Source organism: Ruegeria sp. AB8, assembly GCF_056542605.1.
On sequence record NZ_JBQGAB010000016.1, the window covers coordinates 74,623 to 95,539 of the forward strand.

The 20,917-nt window shown below is 58.7% G+C and carries 21 protein-coding genes and 1 riboswitch; of the genes, 10 read left to right on the forward strand and 11 right to left on the reverse strand.

The features are described from left to right. The first annotated feature begins 13 nt into the window (after nt 1-13). Nucleotides 14-1,456 carry a Do family serine endopeptidase gene (locus ACR0CG_RS16805; RefSeq protein WP_480526470.1) on the forward strand — a complete coding sequence of 481 codons (1,443 nt, stop codon included), beginning with the start codon at nt 14-16 and terminating at the stop codon, nt 1,454-1,456. Between the two features lie 223 nt (nt 1,457-1,679). Here the strand turns inward: ACR0CG_RS16805 and ACR0CG_RS16810 are convergent, their stop codons facing one another. The 5 genes from ACR0CG_RS16810 to ACR0CG_RS16830 all read right to left on the reverse strand — a co-directional run bounded on the left by ACR0CG_RS16810 (nt 1,680) and on the right by ACR0CG_RS16830 (nt 5,972). Then, entirely contained in the window at nt 1,680-2,348 is a 669-nt protein-coding gene (locus ACR0CG_RS16810) for a Crp/Fnr family transcriptional regulator (protein WP_480526392.1), read from the reverse strand. Between the two features lie 159 nt (nt 2,349-2,507). Then, nucleotides 2,508-3,113 carry an inner membrane-spanning protein YciB gene (locus ACR0CG_RS16815; protein ID WP_170616502.1) on the reverse strand — a complete coding sequence of 202 codons (606 nt, stop codon included), beginning with the start codon at nt 3,111-3,113 and terminating at the stop codon, nt 2,508-2,510. Nucleotides 3,114-3,129: 16 nt separating this feature from the next. Next, the gene (locus ACR0CG_RS16820; RefSeq protein ID WP_480526395.1) at nt 3,130-4,032 is read right to left on the reverse strand and encodes an EamA family transporter; all 903 of its coding nucleotides are present in this window, start codon (nt 4,030-4,032) and stop codon (nt 3,130-3,132) included. Nucleotides 4,033-4,120: 88 nt separating this feature from the next. Beyond that, nucleotides 4,121-5,275: a signal recognition particle-docking protein FtsY gene (gene ftsY, locus ACR0CG_RS16825; protein ID WP_480526397.1), complete on the reverse strand. Its 1,155-nt coding sequence runs from the start codon at nt 5,273-5,275 to the stop codon at nt 4,121-4,123. Nucleotides 5,276-5,333: 58 nt separating this feature from the next. Further along, a complete protein-coding gene (locus ACR0CG_RS16830; RefSeq protein ID WP_480526399.1) occupies nt 5,334-5,972 on the reverse strand; it encodes a lysoplasmalogenase family protein in 639 nt (212 codons plus the stop codon). 142 nt (nt 5,973-6,114) lie between these two features. Between ACR0CG_RS16830 and ACR0CG_RS16835 the strand changes: the two genes are divergently transcribed. Next, nucleotides 6,115-6,510, forward strand: a complete 396-nt coding sequence (locus ACR0CG_RS16835) for a hypothetical protein (protein WP_480489670.1) — start codon at nt 6,115-6,117, stop codon at nt 6,508-6,510. Nucleotides 6,511-6,518: 8 nt separating this feature from the next. Here the strand turns inward: ACR0CG_RS16835 and ACR0CG_RS16840 are convergent, their stop codons facing one another. Both ACR0CG_RS16840 and xseA read right to left on the reverse strand, forming a co-directional pair. Beyond that, nucleotides 6,519-7,160, reverse strand: a complete 642-nt coding sequence (locus ACR0CG_RS16840) for a glutathione S-transferase family protein (protein ID WP_480526401.1) — start codon at nt 7,158-7,160, stop codon at nt 6,519-6,521. A 3-nt stretch (nt 7,161-7,163) separates the two neighbouring features. Then, nucleotides 7,164-8,648, reverse strand: coding sequence for an exodeoxyribonuclease VII large subunit (xseA, locus tag ACR0CG_RS16845; protein WP_480526403.1), 1,485 nt, complete (start codon nt 8,646-8,648; stop codon nt 7,164-7,166). A gap of 75 nt (nt 8,649-8,723) precedes the next feature. On the opposite strand from xseA, the gene purD reads away from it, so the two are divergent. Next, nucleotides 8,724-9,986: a phosphoribosylamine--glycine ligase gene (purD, locus tag ACR0CG_RS16850; RefSeq protein WP_480526405.1), complete on the forward strand. Its 1,263-nt coding sequence runs from the start codon at nt 8,724-8,726 to the stop codon at nt 9,984-9,986. Nucleotides 9,987-10,103: 117 nt separating this feature from the next. Here purD and ACR0CG_RS16855 read toward each other — a convergent pair whose 3' ends face one another. Both ACR0CG_RS16855 and ACR0CG_RS16860 read right to left on the reverse strand, forming a co-directional pair. After that, nucleotides 10,104-10,826, reverse strand: a complete 723-nt coding sequence (locus ACR0CG_RS16855) for an FG-GAP repeat domain-containing protein (protein WP_480526407.1) — start codon at nt 10,824-10,826, stop codon at nt 10,104-10,106. Next, nucleotides 10,826-11,149, reverse strand: a complete 324-nt coding sequence (locus ACR0CG_RS16860; protein WP_480526409.1) for a 2Fe-2S iron-sulfur cluster-binding protein — start codon at nt 11,147-11,149, stop codon at nt 10,826-10,828. Before ACR0CG_RS16860 ends, ACR0CG_RS16855 begins: the two co-directional genes overlap by 1 nt. A 127-nt stretch (nt 11,150-11,276) precedes the next feature. Between ACR0CG_RS16860 and ACR0CG_RS16865 the strand changes: the two genes are divergently transcribed. Further along, nucleotides 11,277-11,648, forward strand: coding sequence for an OB-fold nucleic acid binding domain-containing protein (locus ACR0CG_RS16865; RefSeq protein ID WP_480526411.1), 372 nt, complete (start codon nt 11,277-11,279; stop codon nt 11,646-11,648). A gap of 257 nt (nt 11,649-11,905) precedes the next feature. Beyond that, nucleotides 11,906-12,397, forward strand: coding sequence for a hypothetical protein (locus ACR0CG_RS16870; protein WP_480526413.1), 492 nt, complete (start codon nt 11,906-11,908; stop codon nt 12,395-12,397). Nucleotides 12,398-12,466: 69 nt separating this feature from the next. On the opposite strand, the gene ACR0CG_RS16875 is transcribed toward ACR0CG_RS16870, so the two are convergent. Beyond that, nucleotides 12,467-13,165, reverse strand: a complete 699-nt coding sequence (locus tag ACR0CG_RS16875; protein ID WP_480526415.1) for a glutathione S-transferase N-terminal domain-containing protein — start codon at nt 13,163-13,165, stop codon at nt 12,467-12,469. Nucleotides 13,166-13,283: 118 nt separating this feature from the next. Next, nucleotides 13,284-13,361, forward strand: a riboswitch (SAM riboswitch). A gap of 64 nt (nt 13,362-13,425) precedes the next feature. Between ACR0CG_RS16875 and metZ the strand changes: the two genes are divergently transcribed. After that, nucleotides 13,426-14,616: an O-succinylhomoserine sulfhydrylase gene (gene metZ / locus ACR0CG_RS16880; RefSeq protein WP_480526417.1), complete on the forward strand. Its 1,191-nt coding sequence runs from the start codon at nt 13,426-13,428 to the stop codon at nt 14,614-14,616. Between the two features lie 45 nt (nt 14,617-14,661). On the opposite strand, the gene ACR0CG_RS16885 is transcribed toward metZ, so the two are convergent. Beyond that, nucleotides 14,662-15,444 carry a HalD/BesD family halogenase gene (locus tag ACR0CG_RS16885; RefSeq protein ID WP_480526418.1) on the reverse strand — a complete coding sequence of 261 codons (783 nt, stop codon included), beginning with the start codon at nt 15,442-15,444 and terminating at the stop codon, nt 14,662-14,664. A gap of 286 nt (nt 15,445-15,730) precedes the next feature. Between ACR0CG_RS16885 and folE2 the strand changes: the two genes are divergently transcribed. The 4 genes from folE2 to ACR0CG_RS16905 all read left to right on the forward strand — a co-directional run bounded on the left by folE2 (nt 15,731) and on the right by ACR0CG_RS16905 (nt 20,887). Next, nucleotides 15,731-16,834: a GTP cyclohydrolase FolE2 gene (gene folE2, locus ACR0CG_RS16890; RefSeq protein WP_480526420.1), complete on the forward strand. Its 1,104-nt coding sequence runs from the start codon at nt 15,731-15,733 to the stop codon at nt 16,832-16,834. A 275-nt stretch (nt 16,835-17,109) separates the two neighbouring features. After that, nucleotides 17,110-17,814 carry a hypothetical protein gene (locus tag ACR0CG_RS16895; RefSeq protein ID WP_480526422.1) on the forward strand — a complete coding sequence of 235 codons (705 nt, stop codon included), beginning with the start codon at nt 17,110-17,112 and terminating at the stop codon, nt 17,812-17,814. Nucleotides 17,815-17,864: 50 nt separating this feature from the next. Continuing rightward, nucleotides 17,865-19,313, forward strand: coding sequence for a TrkH family potassium uptake protein (locus ACR0CG_RS16900; protein WP_170616471.1), 1,449 nt, complete (start codon nt 17,865-17,867; stop codon nt 19,311-19,313). Further along, nucleotides 19,313-20,887, forward strand: a complete 1,575-nt coding sequence (locus ACR0CG_RS16905; protein ID WP_480526424.1) for a thiamine pyrophosphate-binding protein — start codon at nt 19,313-19,315, stop codon at nt 20,885-20,887. Before ACR0CG_RS16900 ends, ACR0CG_RS16905 begins: the two co-directional genes overlap by 1 nt. Nucleotides 20,888-20,917 lie beyond the last annotated feature (30 nt).

Genomic DNA, 20,917 nt, shown 5'->3' on the forward strand with positions numbered 1-20,917 from the left:
AGACGCGGTTTTTATGATGCGGTGGATGTGGTTGGCCTTTGCCGCAATGGTGTTGGTTCTGGCCCAGACCGTCGCTGTTCATGCCCGGGGCGAAAGCCTTGCGCCGCTGGCAGAAAAGATAAGCCCCGCGGTTGTCAACATCACGACCAGCACGCTGATCGAGGGACAGACCGGTCCACGCGGGATCGTGCCCGAAGGGTCTCCGTTCGAAGACTTCTTTCGCGAGTTTCAGGACCGTAATGGCGACGGCGATGAGAACCTCCCACGCCGCAGCAATGCGCTGGGTTCCGGGTTTGTGATTTCCGAAGACGGGTTCATTGTAACCAACAACCACGTCATCGCCGAAGCGGACGAAATCCTTGTCGAATTCTTTCCCGGTGACGGGCAACCCGTAAAGGAGTTGCCGGCCAAGGTGATCGGCACGGACGAAAAGACCGACATCGCACTGCTTAAGGTCGAAGCGACCGGTCCGCTCAAATATGTAAAGTTTGGCGACAGCGACACGGCGCGCGTTGGTGACTGGGTGATTGCCATGGGCAATCCGCTGGGGCAAGGGTTCTCGGTCTCGGCCGGTATTGTCTCGGCGCGCAACCGCGCGCTCAGCGGGTCTTACGACGACTACATTCAGACGGATGCAGCTATTAACCGGGGCAACTCGGGTGGGCCGCTGTTCAACATGGATGGTCAGGTCATAGGTGTGAACACCGCGATCCTGTCACCCAATGGCGGGTCCATCGGTATTGGCTTTTCCATGGCTTCGAATGTGGTGGTCAAGGTTGTCGATCAACTGCGCGAATTCGGCGAAACGCGTCGCGGCTGGCTGGGTGTGCGCATTCAGGACGTGACCGAAGACATGGCCGAAGCCATGGGGCTGGAGAAGCCCGGTGGCGCCCTGATCAGCGACGTTCCCGAGGGGCCGGCAAAAGAAGCCGGGCTGAAGGCGGGTGACGTGATCCTGAGTTTTGACGGTGTCGAAGTGGAAGACACGCGCGGGTTGGTGCGTCAGGTGGGGGAAACGACGGTCGGCAAATCCGTTCGCGTCGTTGTCCATCGAGATGGCGGCACCCAGACCGTTCTGGTCACTCTGGGGCGTCGCGAGGATGCTGAACGGGTGGAAAACGGAGATGAGCCCGCGCAAACGGACGACGAGGACGAAAACTCCGAGATTCTGGGCCTGACCATTTCCCCGCTGACCGACAAGCTACGGGAAGACCTTGGTCTGGACGCCGAAGCCGACGGGCTGGTCGTCAGCGAAGTTGATGAGGCGTCCGAAGCCTATGCCAAGGGATTGCGGGCCGGTGATCTGATTACCGAGGCCGGTCAGCAAAAAGTGACATCCGTCAGTGACCTCGAAACACGCATGGAAGAAGCACGAGAGGCCGGGCGCAAGTCCCTGCTGCTGTTGGTGCGTCGCGGAGGTGAACCCCGGTTTGTCGCACTCAGCCTTGGTGAATGACCCAAGGCGCAAAAAGGTAATCGGGCCGGAGTGTAAACTCCGGCCCTTTTTTGTCTGAAATTGCTGATGGAAAAGGTGAGCCATACGCCTGGGAAGGACGTATGGCTCTGGTACAGGGAGAGGTCAGTGGACAGATATCGGGGATGATTCTCTGACCTCCTACGGTAACAGTTATTAATTTAGTGTTAACGTCGCCGCTTGTATGTGAAGCAGGTCACAGGCGTCAGATCAGGTCGGATTCGGCCAGTTCCCGCAATGCATCGAAGTCCTGGATCAGCAACCCACCCCGCGACGCCTGAACGATATTGTCACGTTTCCAGGTGGATATGGTCTTGGACACCGCCTCGCGCGTGGCGCCTACGAATTCGGCAAGTTCGCTTTGCGACAGGGTTATCCTGTCTGCCGGATTGTCCTGAAGTTCCGAAAGGTGAAGCAGTTTGCGGGCCAGCCGGATCGGCATCGGCAGAAAGACCTGCTCGTTCAGCTGCGAGCCCATCCAGCGCATGCGCAGACCTGCCAGACGGATCATGTCCTCGGCCAGATCGGGGTGCTGTCGTATCTGACGCAGCACATCGTTGCGCAGCACGCGCAGGACACGCGAGGGTTCGGCAGCGGAAATGGTGGCGGTACGCGGGCCGTTGTCAAACAGGGCGATTTCGCCGAAGATCTCACCCGGACGCATCAGCGTCAGCGTAAGCTTTCGGCCGCTCATCGCCAAAAAGGACACTTCGAGTGTGCCTTCCAGAATGGCGTAGAGCGCGTTGCCCTCGTCACCCTGTTCGAAAAGGGTTTCTCCGTCGTTCAGTGAAATTTCGGTAGCCTGCGCGGTAAGCATGGCTTTCAGGCGATCAGATGCTTCGGCAAGAAAGCCGCTGTTTGGGAAGGCCGTCATGAGTGTACGGGGCTCCGGATGGGGGTGGTGAGTGGTTACCCCATTCTTCACAGCTTTGGCGCTTAGCCAAGCTGTTTGTGGGTAATTGCCGGATTTCAGACAGAATACTTGGCGCCAATGCGGGCATGTTCACGGTTTTGTGATGTCCGCTGTCGGAACCTATTGATGATCCGGGTCGTCCATATAGCTTTGCAGCAGGTTGAATTGCAGCATCAGAAAGACCATCAGGGCAATCGGAAACCCGAAGGTTTCGATTTTGACCCAGAGATCGGTCGACAAGGTCCGCCAGACAACTTCGTTGGCAACCGCCAAAACGGCGAAGCAGCCACAGAGGCGACGTGTCAAAATCATCCAGCCCTGATGGCGCATGGGCAACATCTCGTCCAGCACATAGGCGAGATAGGATTTCCCCTGCAAAAGACCGATGCCCAGGATGACCGAGAAGAAGCCGTAGACCAGCGTGGTTTTCATCTTGAAAAACCGCTCGTCATTGAACCAGGCCGTCAGACCGCCGAAGAAAATCACCATGAAGGCCGTGAAGATCTGCATCCGGCTGAGTTTTCCGGTCAGAAACCACAATATGCCCATGGCACCCAGCATCAGCGGTACAAAGATGATCGTCGCTATGATGAAGCCGGAATACTCGATGCCGCCGATCAGGAAACTGTCGTCACGCAGGCGCAGATAGATGAAGAAGAAGGCCAGAGGCGGGCCCAGTTCCAGCACCTGTTTCAGAAACGGGTTGATTTCTTTGTTACCTGTCATGATTCTGTCCTGCTGCTTACCCGCCCATTTCAACTATTACTGCACCCAATGCAATCAAGGCCATCAGGGCAATACGCCGGGGGCCGACGGTCTCTTTCAGCACCAGCCATCCGATCAGGGCCGCAAACACGGTCGAGGTTTCGCGAAGCACCGCGGCCTCGCCAACTTTGTCCAGCCGTGTGGCGAGCATGATGGCCCCGAAGGACAATGGGGCGATGATACCGCCCGCGAGCCCGCGCAGCATCAGTGGGCCAATCGCAGGGCGATGGATCATGGCCCGCCATCTGAGGAAGGCATAGATCGGCATTGCCGCCCCGTCGATCATGAAAAACCAGGCCAGGAATGTGAACGGATCGGCGGTCGCACGAATGCCATAGGCGTCATAGGTTGTGTAAAGCGCTACGAACAGCCCGGTTACGACGGCCAGAAACAAGGCGATACCCAGCGTTTCGCGGTTGGTCTCGAGATAGCGCAGATTGTATCCGGCCAATCCGAAGATACCGGCCAGCAACACCGCGACGCCGAACCACTGCGTGGCCGAAAATGTCTCGCCGAACAGCAGGTAGGCGCCAATGACGGTGAACAGGGGGCCGGTGCCGCGCACCACCGGGTAGACCACGGTGTAGGAGCCTTTGGTGTAGGCCAGGGCCTGCAAGGTCTTGTAGGCGATGTGGATCAGCCAGACGACTGCGAAGATGGGCCACATATAAGGTTCAGGCCAGGGCACGACGAAAAAGGCAAAGGGCGCGGCCATCAGGCAGTAGCAGATGTCGACCGCGCCGCGTGACAGCCAGGGGTCGTGACGCCCTTTCTGCAACGCTCCGAAGACCGCGTGCAGGAATGCCGCCATAAGCGCCAGTCCCAGCGCAAGTTGGTGGCCCGCTTCGGTGCCTTCGAGGGAAATCAGCCAGTCGCTCAACTATCGGCCTTTTGCTGGGTGGAAAGGGTGGGGGGCTGTCTGCCCTTCACACCCCCCGAGGATATTTTCAGCCAGATGAAGGGGTGGATCAGCCCTTGTCGAGGCCAGTGAGGGCGGCGGCGAATTCTTCCGGGTCGAATGGGGCCAGGTCGTCGATCTGTTCGCCGACACCAATGGCGTGGATGGGCAGACCGAACTTGTCAGCGAGCGCCACAAGAACACCACCCTTGGCCGTGCCGTCCAGCTTGGTCATCACAAGGCCGGAGACATCGGCCAGTTTGCGGAAGGTTTCAACCTGGCTCAGCGCGTTCTGGCCGGTGGTGGCGTCGAGGACCAGAAGGGTGTTGTGCGGGGCGGTGTCATCGACCTTGCGGATGACGCGGACGATCTTGGCCAGTTCCTCCATCAGGTCGGCGCGGTTTTGCAGACGGCCTGCTGTGTCGATCATCAGAAGGTCCGCCCCTTCATTCTGCGCACGGGTCAGGGCGTCGAAAGCCAGCGAAGCCGGGTCCGAGCCTTCGGGCGCGGTCAGGACGGGGACGCCAGCGCGGTCGCCCCAGACCTGAAGCTGTTCGACCGCGGCGGCGCGGAAGGTGTCGCCCGCTGCAATGACCACTTTCTTACCCGCGGATTTGAACTGGCTTGCCAGCTTGCCGATGGTTGTGGTTTTGCCGGATCCGTTGACGCCAACAACCAGAACCACCTGTGGGCGTTTGGGGTAGATGGGCAACGGCTTTGCAACAGGTTCCATCACTCGGGTGACTTCCTGCGCCAGAAGTTGCTTGATTTCCTGGGTCGACAATTTGCGGCCAAAACGACCTTCGGCCATGTTGGCGGTGACACGCAGTGCGGTATCCACCCCCATGTCCGAGGCGATCAGCAACTCTTCAAGCTGTTCAAGCATGTCATCGTCAAGCGTGCGTCGTACCACGACCTGAGTGTCGCCCCGATTGAACAGCCGTCCTAGAACACCCTTGCGCTGCGCCGGGGTTGCTTCGGGCGGAGGAGGGGCCGGTGTGGGGTCCGCCGGAGAAGGTGTTTCGACCGGTTGCGGGGCGGGGACTGGTTCGGGGGTCGGTTCGGGAACCTCGGGGACGGGCTGAGGCTCCGGTTCTGGCGCGGGGATGACCGGATCGGGGGCGGTCGTTTCTTCGCCGCCATCTTCGACAATCGCATCGAGCCCCTGTTCCAGCCGGGACGAGGATTTGAACAGCCGATCCTTGAGCTTTGAGAAAAACGCCATCTTTGGTCTCCGCAGGTGTTCCCTTCACCTAATGCGGATTTGCGGCAGTTGCAAAGGGTCAGAGAAACGCAAGCAGCAATGCAGCTTGTGCGCCCCAGTAAAGCGGCCAGACCAGATATGGGGTCAGGGCCGTTGCGGGATGCCGGGGCGGAAGCAGGAACTTTTCTGTGGCCAGGATCAGGTCGGATGCGATGAAGGCCAGCGCTCCGGGAAGGGCCCAGCGTAATGCTCCGGTCTCGGGCAGGCTCAGAACCGTAATCCCCATCCCCAGAATGATCGGGATATAGCAAAACACCGGGATTTTCAGATCACCAGCTCGTGGTGCCAGAAGTGTCGCCGCGACAATGCCCAGTAGAACCAGCGACCAGACATATCCTGGCCGGTCCAGGATCAGCGCCGGATCGCTGCTGGCGTGGGTCAGAAACAGGGCAATATAAGCCAGATGCCCGGCGGCAAAAGCACCGATCCCGGCCATGAACGTCGCCTCGGTCTCTTGCGACAGCAAAGCATCCCCGACGGCACACAACACCAGGGCCAGGATCAGCAGGGAAGGGGCGCCGGCAACCGCTGCGATCAGCGCCAGGATGGCAACCGATCCGGTCTTGAACGCCGTTCGCATTAGGCTGGCCGGTTTTGGAGCCATCGGAAGGTAGGCGACTGCAAACAATGCGGCGATCCAGAACAGAGCTGTTGTCATCCCTTACTCTCCTGCCAGTGTCGGCTGTTGGTTCTGATGCAGTGTCAGCCTGATGTGCCGGGCAACTCAACCGGTGACGTCAAGGAAACCGGTCGCAAAATGCTGGTTGGCGTCGGATTGCGGCATCTGACAATATGAAACCATGTTGAGGCATTTGGTGATTCTTCTGATTGCGTCCGCGCAGGCCGCAACCGCGCAGACTGCGCTATCGGCTGCAGAGTTCGACGAATACACACGCGGCAAGACCCTGTTTTATGGGTTCCAGGGGCAGGTATATGGGGTGGAACGCTATCTGCCCGGGCGCAGGGTCATCTGGTCGTTTCTGGATGGCGATTGCAAGGAAGGTGTCTGGTACGAGCAAAATCAACAGATATGTTTCGTCTATGAAGACCGACCGGATCCTCAATGCTGGTTGTTCACCAGATCGGGTGGAAGGCTGATTGCGCAGTTCGAGGGCGACCCTCAGGAGACTGAACTGTACGAGGCTGATGACCGTGGCGAAGAAATGGTGTGCTATGGTCCGGAAATCGGAGTTTGAGCCTTTGATTAACGCGCACGCAGGCTTTCGTAGTTTATCATGACGTGATCGCGATAGGCCGGTCTGGCCGACAGGGTTTCATAGTATCGCCGTAGGTGCCTGAATGGTGCGCGCGGGATGTCGATGTCAAAATACCTGTACAAAATGTGGCCCAACTGGATGTCGGCCAGCGTGAAACTGGTCCCTGCGATATAAGCGCTATGCGACAATTGTTGGTTGGCAATGGCCAGCTTGTCTTCCAGCACATGCAGGGCAGCGGTGATCGCTGTTTCATCCCGGTCGGAGGGCGCCGTTCTAACGACTCGCCAGAAGACCGGCACGGTAAAATTCATGGCGACGTTCAGCTTGGCCCATTCCGCCCATTTATCGACCGTTGCACGTCGCACCGGGTCGTCGGGCCAGAAACTGTCATCAGCATAGCGTGCAGCGAGGTATCGAAGGATCGCGCCCGTTTCCCAAATTGTTGTGTCGTCGTTGTCCTGTACCACCGGAATTGTCCGGTTTGGGTTGAGGGCCGCGAAGGCATCGCTGTCCAGCCCGCCAAATTCATGTCCGACGTCATGGCGGCGAAACAGCAGGCCCAGTTCGCCGACACACCACATCAACGCCTGGACGTTGGATGATGTTTTGCGACCCCAGATTGTCAGCATGAGTCAGAAAAGCGATCCCTGATCCGGGGCGTCGGGTTTGGTTTTTTTGGCCGCTGGTTTGGCCGATCCGCCGGTTGTCAGACGACCATCAGAAAATTCGATCTCAAGAACAGGATGCCCGGCTGCCTGCGACTTGGTGGTGACAACCGCACCTTCTGCGCGAACCACAGCGTACCCTCGTTCCAGCGTCGCTTTGTAACTGAGCGTTTCGCGCAGCCGGTCGGTCGCGTCCAATTGTTGACGAAGGCTGTCCAGCCGGGATTTTTGCGCTGTATTCAGACGCTCTGACAGTCGGTTCAGGTTTTCGGTGCGGTTTTTCAGTTCCTGTCTGATCGGGCGCAGAGACAGGCGGGACGTCAGGTTGTGCCATCGGTCGCGGCGGGTTTCGACAATCCCGCGCAGGGTTGACGGGCGTAAATGTGCGGATGTGTCCAGCAACTTGACGCGCCGGTTCTGAACACCGCGGATCAGGGCGTTGGGCAGGCGGTCTGAGACCTGATCCAGGCGTTGCCTTGGTGTGTCGAGCAGGCTGTCAGCCCTTGGCAGTGCACGTGACAAATCCCTTAAGCGCTGCGAACGGCGTTGCACGGCATCCGTTGCTGCCCGCGACAGACGCGCGCCTTGTTCGCCGGTCCAGGCCAGCAATTCCAGCCGCACGGGTACCGCCAGTTCGGCGGCGGCGGTTGGCGTAGGAGCCCGACGATCCGAGACGAAGTCGATCAGGGTCGTGTCCGTTTCATGCCCCACGGCTGAAATCAGTGGAATCGCGGATGCGGCGGCAGCCCGCGCGACGATTTCCTCGTTAAACCCCCAAAGGTCTTCGATTGAGCCACCACCGCGCGCAACGATGATCAGATCGGGGCGGGGTAAAGCGCCGCCGGGTTTCAGCCGATTGAACCCTTCGATTGCCCGCGCGACCTCGGGCGCGCAGTTGGCGCCCTGAACTGCAACCGGCCAGATCAGCACCTTTCGCGGGAACCGGTCGCGCAGCCGGTGCAGGATGTCGCGGATCACCGCGCCGGAAGGAGAGGTCACAACGCCGATGATCTGGGGCAGGTAGGGCAGGGGAGTCTTGCGTTCGGGCGCAAACAGGCCTTCCGACTCAAGCTGTTTCTTGCGTTTCTCCAGCAAGGCCATCAGCGCGCCTTGCCCGGCAACCGCAACTTCGTCGACGTTCAGATTGTATTTCGATTGCGCGCCGAAGGCGGTCAGCCGTCCGGTGACGACAACCTCAAGACCTTCTTCGGGCACAACGGAGAGGCCGGAAACCTGACCTTTCCAGGTTGTGCAAGCCAGGACGTTCCGGTCATCCTTGATGTCATAGTACAAATGCCCCGAACGTGCTTTGAAGACGCGACCGACCTCGCCGCGCACACGGATTCGGCCAAACGCACCTTCGAGGGTCCGTTTCACTTCGCCCGAGATGTCCGAAACAGTGTATTCAGGGGTATTCTGGCCGGGAATTGGGTCGTCTAGCAGGTCGGACATTTCAGCGCCTTGTTTCAAATGCTCACCCAGCTTAGAACGCCGCGCAGGCAAGGCCAAGCAGATCGGAGAGCATTCATGAACATCCTTATTCTCGGCAGCGGCGGGCGTGAGCACAGTCTGGCCTGGGCGGTGCTGCAGAACCCCAAATGCGACCGTCTGATCGTGGCACCCGGAAATGCCGGGATCGCGCAGATCGCCGATTGCGCGGCGCTGGATATCGAAAACGGTGGCGCGGTTGTCAGCTTTGCCGAAGAAAACGCGATAGATTTCGTGATCGTCGGGCCCGAAGCCCCTTTGGCGGCAGGTGTTGCCGACCGGTTGCGGGAAGCGGGCGTCCTGGTTTTTGGACCGTCGGCCGGTGCCGCACAACTTGAGGCATCAAAGAGCTTTACCAAGGAAATCTGCGATGCCGCGAGTGCCCCGACAGCGGCTTATGCCCGGTTCACCGAGGCCGGTCCGGCCAAGGACTACATCCGGACCCAGGGTGCGCCCATCGTCGTCAAGGCGGATGGTCTGGCCGCGGGCAAGGGCGTGATCGTGGCAATGGACGAGGACACCGCGCTGGCGGCCATCGACGACATGTTCGGTGGCGCTTTTGGCGGTGCCGGAGCCGAGGTCGTGATTGAAGAGTTCATGGAGGGCGAAGAGGCCTCGCTTTTCGTGCTGTGTGACGGTGAGGATATCCTGTCCATCGGTACTGCGCAGGACCACAAGCGTGTGGGAGAAGGCGATACCGGGCTGAATACCGGTGGCATGGGCGCATACTCTCCCGCACCGGTTTTGAACGCCGAAGTCGAAGCGCGTGCGATGGAAGAGATTGTGCGCCCGACCATGGCCGAGATGAAACGTCGCGGGATGCCGTTTCAGGGCGTGCTTTATGCTGGATTGATGATCCGGGACGGGCGGCCGAGGTTGGTCGAGTACAATGTTCGTTTCGGCGATCCGGAATGCCAGGTACTGATGATGCGACTTGGTGCGCAGGCGATGGACCTGATGCACGCAGCCGCCGAGGGACGTTTGCGCGATACACAAGTTAATTGGGCAGATGATCACGCGATAACGGTTGTCCTGGCTGCAGAGGGATATCCGGGGACCTATGAAAAAGGTTCGGTGATCCGGGGGTTGGATAACCTGCCGGAAGACAGCAAGAACATGGTGTTCCATGCCGGAACCAAGTCTTCTGAAGGGCGGACTACGGCGTCGGGCGGGCGGGTTCTGAATGTCACGGCACGTGGCGGATCGCTGCAGGACGCGCGTGACAGGGCTTATGCGATGATTGATGCGATAGACTGGCCCGAGGGCTTCTGTCGGCGGGATATCGGCTGGCGGGCACTGTAAGCTCTGGCAGAGGTCTCGTGGCGGGCTGCGCCCGTCACGGGTTCTTGATCAGGGGGCTTTGCCCCCTCGGCCTGCGGCCTCACCCCCAGGATACTTTTGGCCAGATGAAGGGGCGGATCAGCAAGTCAGGGCTTGGGCGAGGCTGTCGCGGCCTTGGAAGGGTCCCAGATCTGTAGATTGCCAGCCATTGTCATACGTGACGCTGACAATATGCGACCAGTTCCCGTCGGCCAGTATCAGCGAGGGAGTGTCCCCGCAGGAGCGCAGGCCGCCAGAGATGAAATCTTCGCCGATGCGATGGTTTGTCAGATTGGGAATTGTTGCGATCTCGGTCAGTTGGTTGTTTTCGAAACGCCAGATCCGTAGCGTTTTCGCCAGATGAGGGCGGTCGACATAGGCGATTTCGACATGGCCGTCGTTGTCCAGGTCCGCTGCGCCGACCGGTGCGAGCCAGCGGAAACGGGTGCCGATGTAGGGCGTGGCCGCGATCAGGCCGCCGCCGTTGTAGATTGCAAGCCGGGCACCCTTGTCGCGATGGCTTTCGACGACAAGGGCTTCGCGACGGCCGTCGTTGTCAACGTCGACCAGGCGCGGCCGGATGTCTTCGAAAACACGTTCTTCTGGCAGCCGTATAGTATACTGCGTCGATCCGGGTGCGTATTGCAGGACCAGCGCGCCGTATTCAATCTGATCACCCAGAACACCATGGGGGTATCGCGCCGTGGGTTCGGAGTATTCGGCCGAGCCCAGTGGTTCATACTGCCACGGTTGCTGCGATTGTGCCGTGACCGGACATACACCGAGTGCGATTGCGACGGCGACGACCGGTCTGGCTGGCATCAGATCTGTTTTTCCGGCATCTGCACGACCAGACCGTCCAGAGCATCCGTGACCTTGATCTGGCAGGTCAGGCGCGAGCGGGTCGGATCGGGTTCATAGGCAAAGTCCAGCATGTCTTCTTCCATGTCGTCCTTGGCCGGGATTTTCTCGACCCAGTCGGGGTGAATGTAGACATGGCAGGTCGAGCAGGCGCAGGCGCCGCCGCAATCGGCCTCGATGCCGGGGATGTTGTTGTCACGGGCCCCTTCCATGACGGTCAGTCCGTTGGCGACCTCGACAGTGTGTTCGGTACCGCCATGCTCGACATAGGTGATCTTTGCCATTGCGTGCGTCTTCCTTTTGCGATGTTCGAAACCTTCCTTAGTCAAGGCATTTAGCTCTTTCCAGCCTCATTTGCGACTCGGCGTGCCGCGACTGGACTTTCTTGTCATTTGTTCTATTTTTGTTCTCATGCTTATTGTCCCTGTTCGCCCCACAGATCAAAATAGCGATTGGCCACGCCCGCCCGCGTGCCTGCCCGCCTGCCAACTGAACGCCCCGCCCGAAGGTGCGCGCGTGACGGTGGCGGGGCTGGTGATCCTGCGGCAGAGACCGGGGACGGCCAAGGGGGTGATATTCGTCACGCTTGAGGATGAGACCGGCATCGTCAACGTGGTGGTCTGGCGCAAGATCTACGAACAATTCCGCCGCGCGGTGATCTCGGGGCGGTTGTTGCGAGTAACGGGCCGGATGCAGCGGGCGCATTCTGTGACACATGTGATCGCGGAAGAGATCGAGGATATCTCGGGGATGCTGGATGTGCTGGTGCGGGGGGAGGGATAGGTCTGCCTTACGGACAAAGTGGACGCTTACCGGTTGCAAGACTTGCGGTCCGGCGCTCATGGATACGTGCTTTATGATCCATGTGTGAGTATAAGGATGATCCATGTGTGAGTATAAGGCGCTTTTCCGCCGCTTTGACGCCGGTTGGTCGACTCTCCGATGCCGGAAGGGTACTTGCAAGCATCTTTGCGCGTCGGCCTTTGTCAAAGTCTGGGCTTGACTGTGCACCACTCAACGTCTTCTCGAAGTCAGTCCGGATGCCCAACGTAACACAAAATGGATCGCTCAAAAAAAATGTCCGACCGGATGAGAGCCAGATCCATGATCGTTTTGTCGAACTTTCAGAGTTCACGCGATCAAAAGGATATGTACACACCGCCAGAATGATCGAAGAGGCACTGAATGCTTACGCCTTCGAACGCAGGCACCTTGGGATTGCAACAACGTACCTCTCAGAATTGCAGCAGCAGAAGGGCGTTGAGTTGTCACGGTCGGAGGAAGAAACAGATCGGAAACAGCATTCGGTTCCAAACTTCCGCTCTGCGCGGTCGAAAAAACCGATTGGCGTGGATTTCAAAAAGACAGAGCGTTCAGTCGGCCCAGCTCAAACAACAGAGACAGGGCATGCGGCTTTTGTCCTGACCGCCCGGATGCGTACGGACGGCAGCAATGCTGCGCAAATGCGCAAGGGTCTCCGGAAAAAAAAGCTGATGCCTTTGCCGGCGGAGCCTGAATTCCTGTTTCGCTAGCGGTCTTTGGTATGGCCAAGGTAAAATCAGCGATGATCATTGAGAACCCAAAACGACTTCCAAAAACCATCACCGCTTGAATAGCACCCCTTGCGATTGCTTGTCCCGGTGATCGCCGCGCAAATCGGCATGCAGCGCGCGACCGGCCTGCACGCCGGGGCGGGCACTGACGATTTCCAGCCAGCGCGCAAAATGAGGCTTGTCCTCAAGCACTTGCTGTTGACCTTCCCACAGGCTGGCCCAGCCCCAGATCGACATGTCGGCGATGGAATAGAAGTCGCCCGCGACGTACTCGTTTTCCGCCAGCCGACGATCCAGTACGCCATACAGACGCCCAACCTCTGCCCGGTAGCGGTCCTTGGGATAGGGGTGGTCCTGCGGCGGGTCCATGTTCGGGGCGTATTTCAGGAAGTGGTGCGCCTGACCGGCCATGGGGCCGACGCCGCCCATTTGCCACATCAGCCATTCTTCGACGGCAATGCGATCACGCTCGGTTTCGCCATAGAACCGTCCCGTCTTGCGGGCCAGATACATCAGGATCGCTCCGCTTTCGAAGACCGAAACCGGGGCGCCGCCCGGGCCGTCGGGGTCGACAATTGCGGGCATGCGGTTGTTCGGCGAAATCTTCAGAAATTCGGGGTCGAACTGATCACCCTTGCCGATATTGATCAGATGGGTTGTGTAGGGCAGGCCCATCTCTTCCAGGGCAATGGAAACCTTCCAGCCATTCGGTGTTGGCCAGAAATACAGATCGATTGGGTTGGTCATGGCTCCTCCGTGTATCGGCGATCATGCGGCTTTCTGCCGGTTCGGCAAGAGGCGGTTACGAAAGCGTGACAGAACCAAGCGCAGCCTTGACGAATAGCGGCCCGAGGCGTATGGCAGCACAGAGCTACGTGGCGATTTGTTACCGGATTGCGGGCCACGCTAAACAACACCGCTAAAAGGTCAGGATGAAAGACCCCTTTCGCTTGGCCGCGTCTGGGGTTTTTTGTTTGCCTCCTGCGCCGGGGGCGGAAAGGAAAAAGATGAGCGAGACCTGGAACAAACGCACTCAAGCCGTTCATGGCGGTATTCGCCGCAGCCAGTACAACGAGGTCAGCGAAGCGATCTTTCTGACGCAGGGTTTCGTCTATGACACTGCCGAGCAGGCCGAGGCGCGATTCATCGAATCCGGCCCGGATGAGTTCATCTATGCCCGCTATGGCAACCCAACCGTGGCGATGTTTGAACAGCGCATCGCCGCTTTGGAAGGCGGTGAAGATGCGTTTGCCACCGCATCCGGCATGGCGGCCGTGAACGGCGCGCTGACGTCGATGCTGCAGGCCGGTGACCATGTTGTTTCGGCCAAGGCGTTGTTTGGCTCCTGTCTGTATATTCTTGAAAACATCCTGACGCGGTATGGCGTCGAGGTGACGTTTGTGGACGGAACCGATCTGGCCGCGTGGGAGGCTGCGATCCGGCCTGACACCAAGGCTGTTTTCTTCGAATCCATGTCGAACCCCACGCTTGAGGTCATTGATATTGCCGCAGTGTCCCGGCTTGCTCATGTGGTCGGTGCCGTGGTTGTCGTCGACAATGTGTTCTCGACCCCGGTCTTCTCGCGCGCGATCGAGCAGGGTGCCGACGTGGTTGTGTATTCAGCCACCAAACACATAGACGGGCAGGGGCGTGCTCTGGGTGGTGTGATCATCGGAACTAAGGAATTCATCCGTGGCACGGTCGAGCCGTATCTCAAGCATACAGGCGGCGCGCTGAGCCCGTTCAACGCCTGGATCATGCTGAAAGGGCTGGAAACGATGTCGTTGCGCGTAAACGCGCAGGCCGAGACGGCGCAGACAGTTGCAGAAGCGCTTGAGGGGCATCCTGCTCTGGTTCGCACATTGTATCCGGGGCTGAAAACCCATGCGCAGAACGCGCTTGTTCAGGATCAGTTGGGCGGCAAGGGCGGAACGGTTCTGTCGCTGGATATCCAAGGCGGAAAAGAAGCAGCCTTTGCATTCCTGAATGCCATGACCATTCCGGTGATCTCGAACAATTTGGGTGATGCGAAGTCGATCGCGACACACCCCGCCACAACCACGCACCAGCGCCTGAGTGAGAAGCAGCGGGATGAGTTGGGCATCACGCCGGGCCTGATCCGCCTTTCAATCGGGCTGGAAGACCCGACAGATCTTCTGGCGGACATTCAACAGGCACTTGCGGCATCGCAAAAATAGACAGATGCACCCTGTGGCTTGCAGTCGCCGCAGGGTGCACGTGCCTCAGGCCCGTCCGTAGAAACCCATCCGCTCGGTATCCGAAAACGTGACACCGGGACTCTCATAGTAGGAAAACACCGCAATTATCCGTGGCTTGCTTCCGGCTACGGGCGTCACCCGATGGGCGGTATTCTTGCCCTTGAACACGTTCAGGGTTCCGGGGCTGAGGGAAATAACCCGACTGTTTTCATCGTTGCCGCTCAGCAGTTTTGCAACGCCGTCATAGTTCGGGTCGGTTTCACTGCGCAGGTCTTTCCGGTACTCAAAAGCGCCACCCTGATCCGGTGCCTGTAACAGCATCGTTGTGGTAAACTCTGACCGGTCAAAATGCCAGTTCAGGGCCTGACCCTCGCGATAGGACATGACGTTCACCCGGGCCATCGGATCGTCCATCACATACAAAGTGGGTTTGTCCATCGTCGCCGCCAGAAATCGGGCGAATTCGGGCCATTCATAAAGTCTGAGCAAGGCAGAGTCAGGGATCTGGTCCGCGCAGAGCGTCCGGTTGGACGTCTGAAACTCCTGCAAAGCCGGGTGGTCGCCCGGCAGGCCGTCGATCCTTTTGAAGTAAATGTTGTGTCGGCGCTCGTGCAGAAATGCTTCGCTGTCAAATCGGGGGGCCATTTCCGCCACCGCCGCTGCCGCGACCTTGCTGTGCATCAACCCATCGAGGTTGAACATTCCGGTCGCTTCAAGGTCTCTGCGGCAAGTTTCGACAAGCGCGTCCCATTCCGGGCTGCCGGGTTTGTCGATTGGAAACCGGTCAAGATCAAGAATGTCTCTCATGCCCTCCCTTTCCTTTGCTGGGGTCCTGCACCCTTTGCACCTACTGAAAGGCTAGGTCGGGAAATTTGAATTAACTGTCCCGTTTGCGACAGACATCCAGTCCTGGGCTATCGCGACTTGCGAACCAATGCAGGAATTTCGCAAGGAACGGCGCATTCTTGTTGAAAATGACGGTTTTGCATTATTTTTTGCAGTGCGATCTGATACTGCGCGCCTATCGGGCAAGACTGGTAAAAGAACGACAGTCGTATATATTCCGACGACCAACCCCGAGGAAATCTGATTGATGAACGTTTACCCCGGCGACCTGAACGACGCACCCGACGACGAAGATGCTGCCGCGGCGCTGAAGCTTCTGCGCAAATGGGCAGAATCTGCTACAGAGGCCGAGATCAATCAGCTTGATCCTGCTGTTGCCCGGCTTGTTCCCGGCTTGATTGCGTCCAATTATCCCCCTTTGTCGCGGCAATACCCTCAGAACTTTCGCGTCGATGAGGCGTATCGCGCGACGTTGCCCGATCTGCAAAACGGTCCGTCCAGCCTGATCCGCGGCGCAAAGCAGCAAATTCAGCATGTGGGTATCTCGAATTTCCGCCTGCCGATCCGCTTTCACCGCAAAAATGATGAGGATCTGACGCTGGAAACCTCGGTCACGGGCACTGTCAGCCTTGAGGCCGGGAAAAAGGGCATCAACATGTCCCGGATCATGCGATCCTTCTACAAACACGCGGAACGCACCTTCAGTTTCGAGGTGATGGAAGCGGCACTGGACGACTATAAGACCGATCTGGACAGTTTCGATGCGCGTATTCAGATGCGGTTCTCGTTTCCAGATCGCGTTGAAAGCCTCCGCTCTGGCCTGGGTGGGTTCCAGTATTATGATATCGCGCTTGAACTGGTCGAACAAAATGGCGTGCGTCAGAAGATCATGCATCTGGACTACGTCTATTCTTCAACCTGCCCATGTTCGCTGGAATTGAGCGAGCACGCACGCGCATCGCGGGGGCAATTGGCGACACCGCATTCGCAGCGTTCGGTCGCGCGAATCTCGGTCGTTGTCGACAGCGCCGCAGATTGCTTGTGGTTCGAGGACCTGATTGCCCTGTGCCGTCGCGCGGTTCCGACCGAAACTCAGGTCATGGTCAAGCGCGAAGATGAGCAGGCGTTTGCCGAACTGAATGCCGCCAACCCGATTTTTGTCGAGGACGCCGCTCGGTTGTTCTGTGCCGAACTGCTGGCGGACCACCACATCGGCGATTTCCGGGTAGTTGCCAGCCATCAGGAAAGCCTGCACAGCCACGACGCGGTGTCCATTCTGACAGAAGGGCCGACCTTTGCGGCGGCCAGTCTGGATCCCCGGCTGTTCACCACATTGTTCCACGTCGGTTGATCTGCCTGATTTAAGGGCAGTTTTCCGAAAATAGGGTGCGTCTTGGCGATTTTTTGCCGCACTGCAGCAAAAATTCTGCACAAGCACAAATATCCGGGTAGTCTGCAAGACAATGCAGATGCAGCATGATCGCACCAGGTGGTGCGACACCTTGAGGGATGCCGGGACGTGCAACGCCTTGGATTGCAAATTCGGTCTGCCGCCCAAAGGGCCCGAGCCGGGGAATCCCCTTTGCTCTGTCTCTGCCTGCATCGCTTTCAGAGGAGAATTAGTAGATGAACCCGATTTCCGGACCATTGGAACTTCAGGCTGCTGCCGTGCGTGTGGCTGGCTATGCCATGGTCAATCAGATGAAGATCATGCAAATCATGACCCGCTCTGCGATCGAGTTGCCTTTAGTACCCTTGCAGGCACTACGTGCGGCAGCGTCTGAGTCCTCTGCGGTGGAACCTGCTAAGGAACCAGTCCGCGCAAAGCCAGCGGCAAAGCCAAAGGCAGCGGCAAAACCAAAGGCAGCGGTAAAACCAAAGAACCGGGCAAAACCTAAAGCGCAGGCAACGCCAAAGGCACCTGTTGTCAGAGCGTCGTCTGTCACGCCCAAACCGGTGGCAAAGAAAGTGGAATCTAAGACCACGCCGGTCGTCAACGCTGCCACGCCGAAACCGGCCAGCGCAAAATCGTCCGCTACTGTGGCCGAGGCGCCGACGCCCAAAAAGCCAGCGGTCAAGCCGGAAGCGGCGGCAAAGCCTGAAACCGTCAAAGTGGCGGCACCCAAATCTCAGGCAGGCAAGACGGCCGAAATAGTGACAACCAAACAGCCGGAGGCCGAGCCAAAGCCTGTCGCGCGTCAAGCAAGCAAGGCATCCGAGGCACCAGCGGCGGCAAAACCTAAAACCGCCGCCGAACAGCCGGTGCGGCGCACCCGGGCACCTTCCAAACCGCCCGCGATGCCAGTTCAGGCACCAAAATCGGACAGTTGATCCCGACATCCGCTTGACACAGTCGTGCAGGCGCGCCAACGCTGCGCCTCATGACGGATATGCGCCCGGTTGGATATGTGATTGGCCTGTTGGTCGCCATTCTAGGGGCGACCATGCTGCTGCCGTTGCTTGCTGACCTGATCGAAGGGCGGGGCGAATGGAATGTGTTTCTGGAAAGCGCCGTCATTACCGTTATGACCGGCGTGGTCCTGGCCATGAGCTGTTCGAACGGTGTGGGCGAGGGGCTGACAATCCGCCAGACCTTTCTGCTGACAACCGGCGTGTGGGTTGCCCTGCCGGTGTTTGGCGCCATTCCGTTCATGTTCGGCGAAACCGAACTGCGTTTCGTTGACGCCTATTTCGAGGCCATGTCCGGCCTGACTACGACAGGGTCCACGGTTCTATCGGGCCTGGACGGCATGCCCACTGGATTGCTGCTGTGGCGCGGAATCCTGCAATGGTTGGGCGGGATCGGAATCATCGTGGTTGCGATGGTGTTCCTACCCGAACTGCGCGTCGGGGGGATGCAGATCTTCCGCTCGGAAGGGTTTGAGACCATGGGAAAGATTCTGCCGCGCGCGCAAGAGATCGCCGGGCAGATTTCCATGATCTATGTTGTACTGACTCTGATTTGTGCCCTGGTCTATGCAGCCTTCGGGATGAGTTTTTTCGACGCCGCCGTGCATTCGATGACGACCATCGCGACCGGAGGATTTGCCAACTATGACAGCTCATTCGCCGTATTCTCGGGTCCTACAGAGTATGCCGCTGCCGTTTTCATGATTCTGGCTGCACTGCCATTCGTGCGGTATGTGCAACTGGCCAATGGCAACACCGGTTCGCTTTGGCAAGACAGCCAGATTCGCGCCTTTCTGGCGACCATTGCGGTGTTGGTCGTTGTCATGACCGTCTTTCTGACGACCGTGTTCCCGCACCATTGGGAAAGAGCTTTGCGGGAATCGCTGTTCAACATCACCTCGATCATTTCCGGCACGGGCTATGCCAGCGTCGACTACATGGGTTGGGGCAATTTTCCGATTATGCTGTTCTTTCTGATCGGTCTGATCGGTGGCTGCGCGGGTTCTACGGCCTGTTCGATCAAGGTATTCCGGTATCAGCTTTTGTTCGCGTCGATCAAAACCCAGATCAGCCGCATTCGTTCGCCACACGGCGTGTTCACACCGCAATATGACGGCCGCCCCATCAGCCGAGATGTTTTGACCTCGGTCATGAGCTTCTTCATGTTCTTCGTGCTGACGATGGGCGTCCTGTCCTGGGCGCTGGCTCTGACCGGGTTGGATTTCATTACATCCGTGTCCGGTGCTGCAACCGCACTTGCCAATGTCGGACCGGGCCTCGGCAATCAGATCGGACCGGCCGGCAATTTCGCGGGGTTGAGCGATACGGCGAAATGGCTGCTGATCACGGGTATGCTGGTCGGTCGGCTTGAACTGCTGGCGGTTTACGCGATCTTCACCGTTCAATTCTGGAGAAGTTGATGAAAAGAACCCTTGGTGCGCAGATCTCGCATATGCTTAGGGATCGTGGCGTAGATGTGATCTTTGGCATTCCGGGCGTACATAACCAGGAAATGTATCGCGGTATCGAAGAGGCGGGCATCAAGCATGTGCTGGCGCGGCACGAGCAGGGGGCGGGCTTTATGGCCGACGGCTATGCTCGTGCTACCGGGAAACCGGGCGTGGCTTATGTGATTTCCGGACCAGGATTGTGCAATATCATGACGCCGATGGGGCAGGCTTATTCCGATTCCGTCCCGATGCTGGTCCTGTCATCTTGTCTGGATGAGGTAAATGCCCAGCGGGGCCAATTGCATCAAATGAAGGATCAGCGCGCCGCCGCGGAAACCGTGGCGGACTGGTCCTGCCTGGCCAACACCGCCGACGCGGCCTTTGGCCTGGTCGAACGCGCGTTCGAAGAGTTTGAGCTGAAGCGCCCCCGCCCCAAACACATTCAGGTGCCGATCGCACAGCTTGAGGCCGAGGCTGACCCGGCGCCGTTCCCGAATCAGCCCGGGCTCAGAACAAAAGTGCTGCCACCTGATATCGCGCCGGTCCTGTCGATGCTGAATATCTCGCGCCGCCCCCTGTTCATTCTGGGCGGAGGGGCGCATTCAAATCTGTGGCGGCAGATATTAACGCAACTGGGGGCGGCGTGCTTCACCACCTTTGCTGGGCGGGGAATGGCGGGCACCGGCTATGCTCTGGATTTCGGGGCGATGCTGACACGACCGGGCAGCGCCGATGTGATCGCGTCAGCGGATCTGGTTGTCGCCGTTGGGGCAGAATTGGGGGAAGTCGATCTCTGGCGCGACAAACTTGGGCACACATCGCAACTGATCCGCGTCGATCTGGACCCCGAGGTTCTGTCAGACCGACATCGTGCAGCGATCAAGCTGCAGGCGGATGGTGAAAGCTTTGCGAAAACGCTTTGGGCGGTGTTGGATAAGGTGAAACCGGCAACTGGTTGGACTGCCGAGGAGGTGGCCAGTGCCCGTACCAAGTGGCGGGCCGAAATCGACGCCGAACGCCCCGGGATCGCCGCAGCGATTGATGTGATGCGCGCGGCTTTGCCCGCAGATTCGATGATTTATTCGGATATGACGCAGTTTGCCTATGTCGCAAAGGAACTCTGGGACATGGCCTATCCGTATCACTGGCATCACCCGACCGGGTTCGGCACGTTGGGATATGCGTTGCCTGCCGGCATTGGCGGCGCGATTGCCCGACGCGGCAAGCCCACGGCCGTGATCGCCGGGGACTATGGGTTCCAGTACACGATGCAGGAATTGGGCGTGGCGGTCGAACTGGGTTTGTCCCTGCCAATCATTCTGTGGGACAATGGCAAGCTGAAGGAAATTGAAGACAGCATGGTGCGCAGCCAGATTGCGCCGAATGCCGTTGAGGCTCGCAATCCAGATTTCTGCAAGCTGGCCGAAGCATTTGGCGCGTTGTCGTCCCAACCCAACTCGGGGGTCGACTTGCAATCCGCCATCCGTGCGGCGTTTGATGCGCCGGTGCCCACGCTGATCCGCGTCACACCGGACATATTCTGAAGCTTCGTAAAACAGATATGGCGCCGCCTG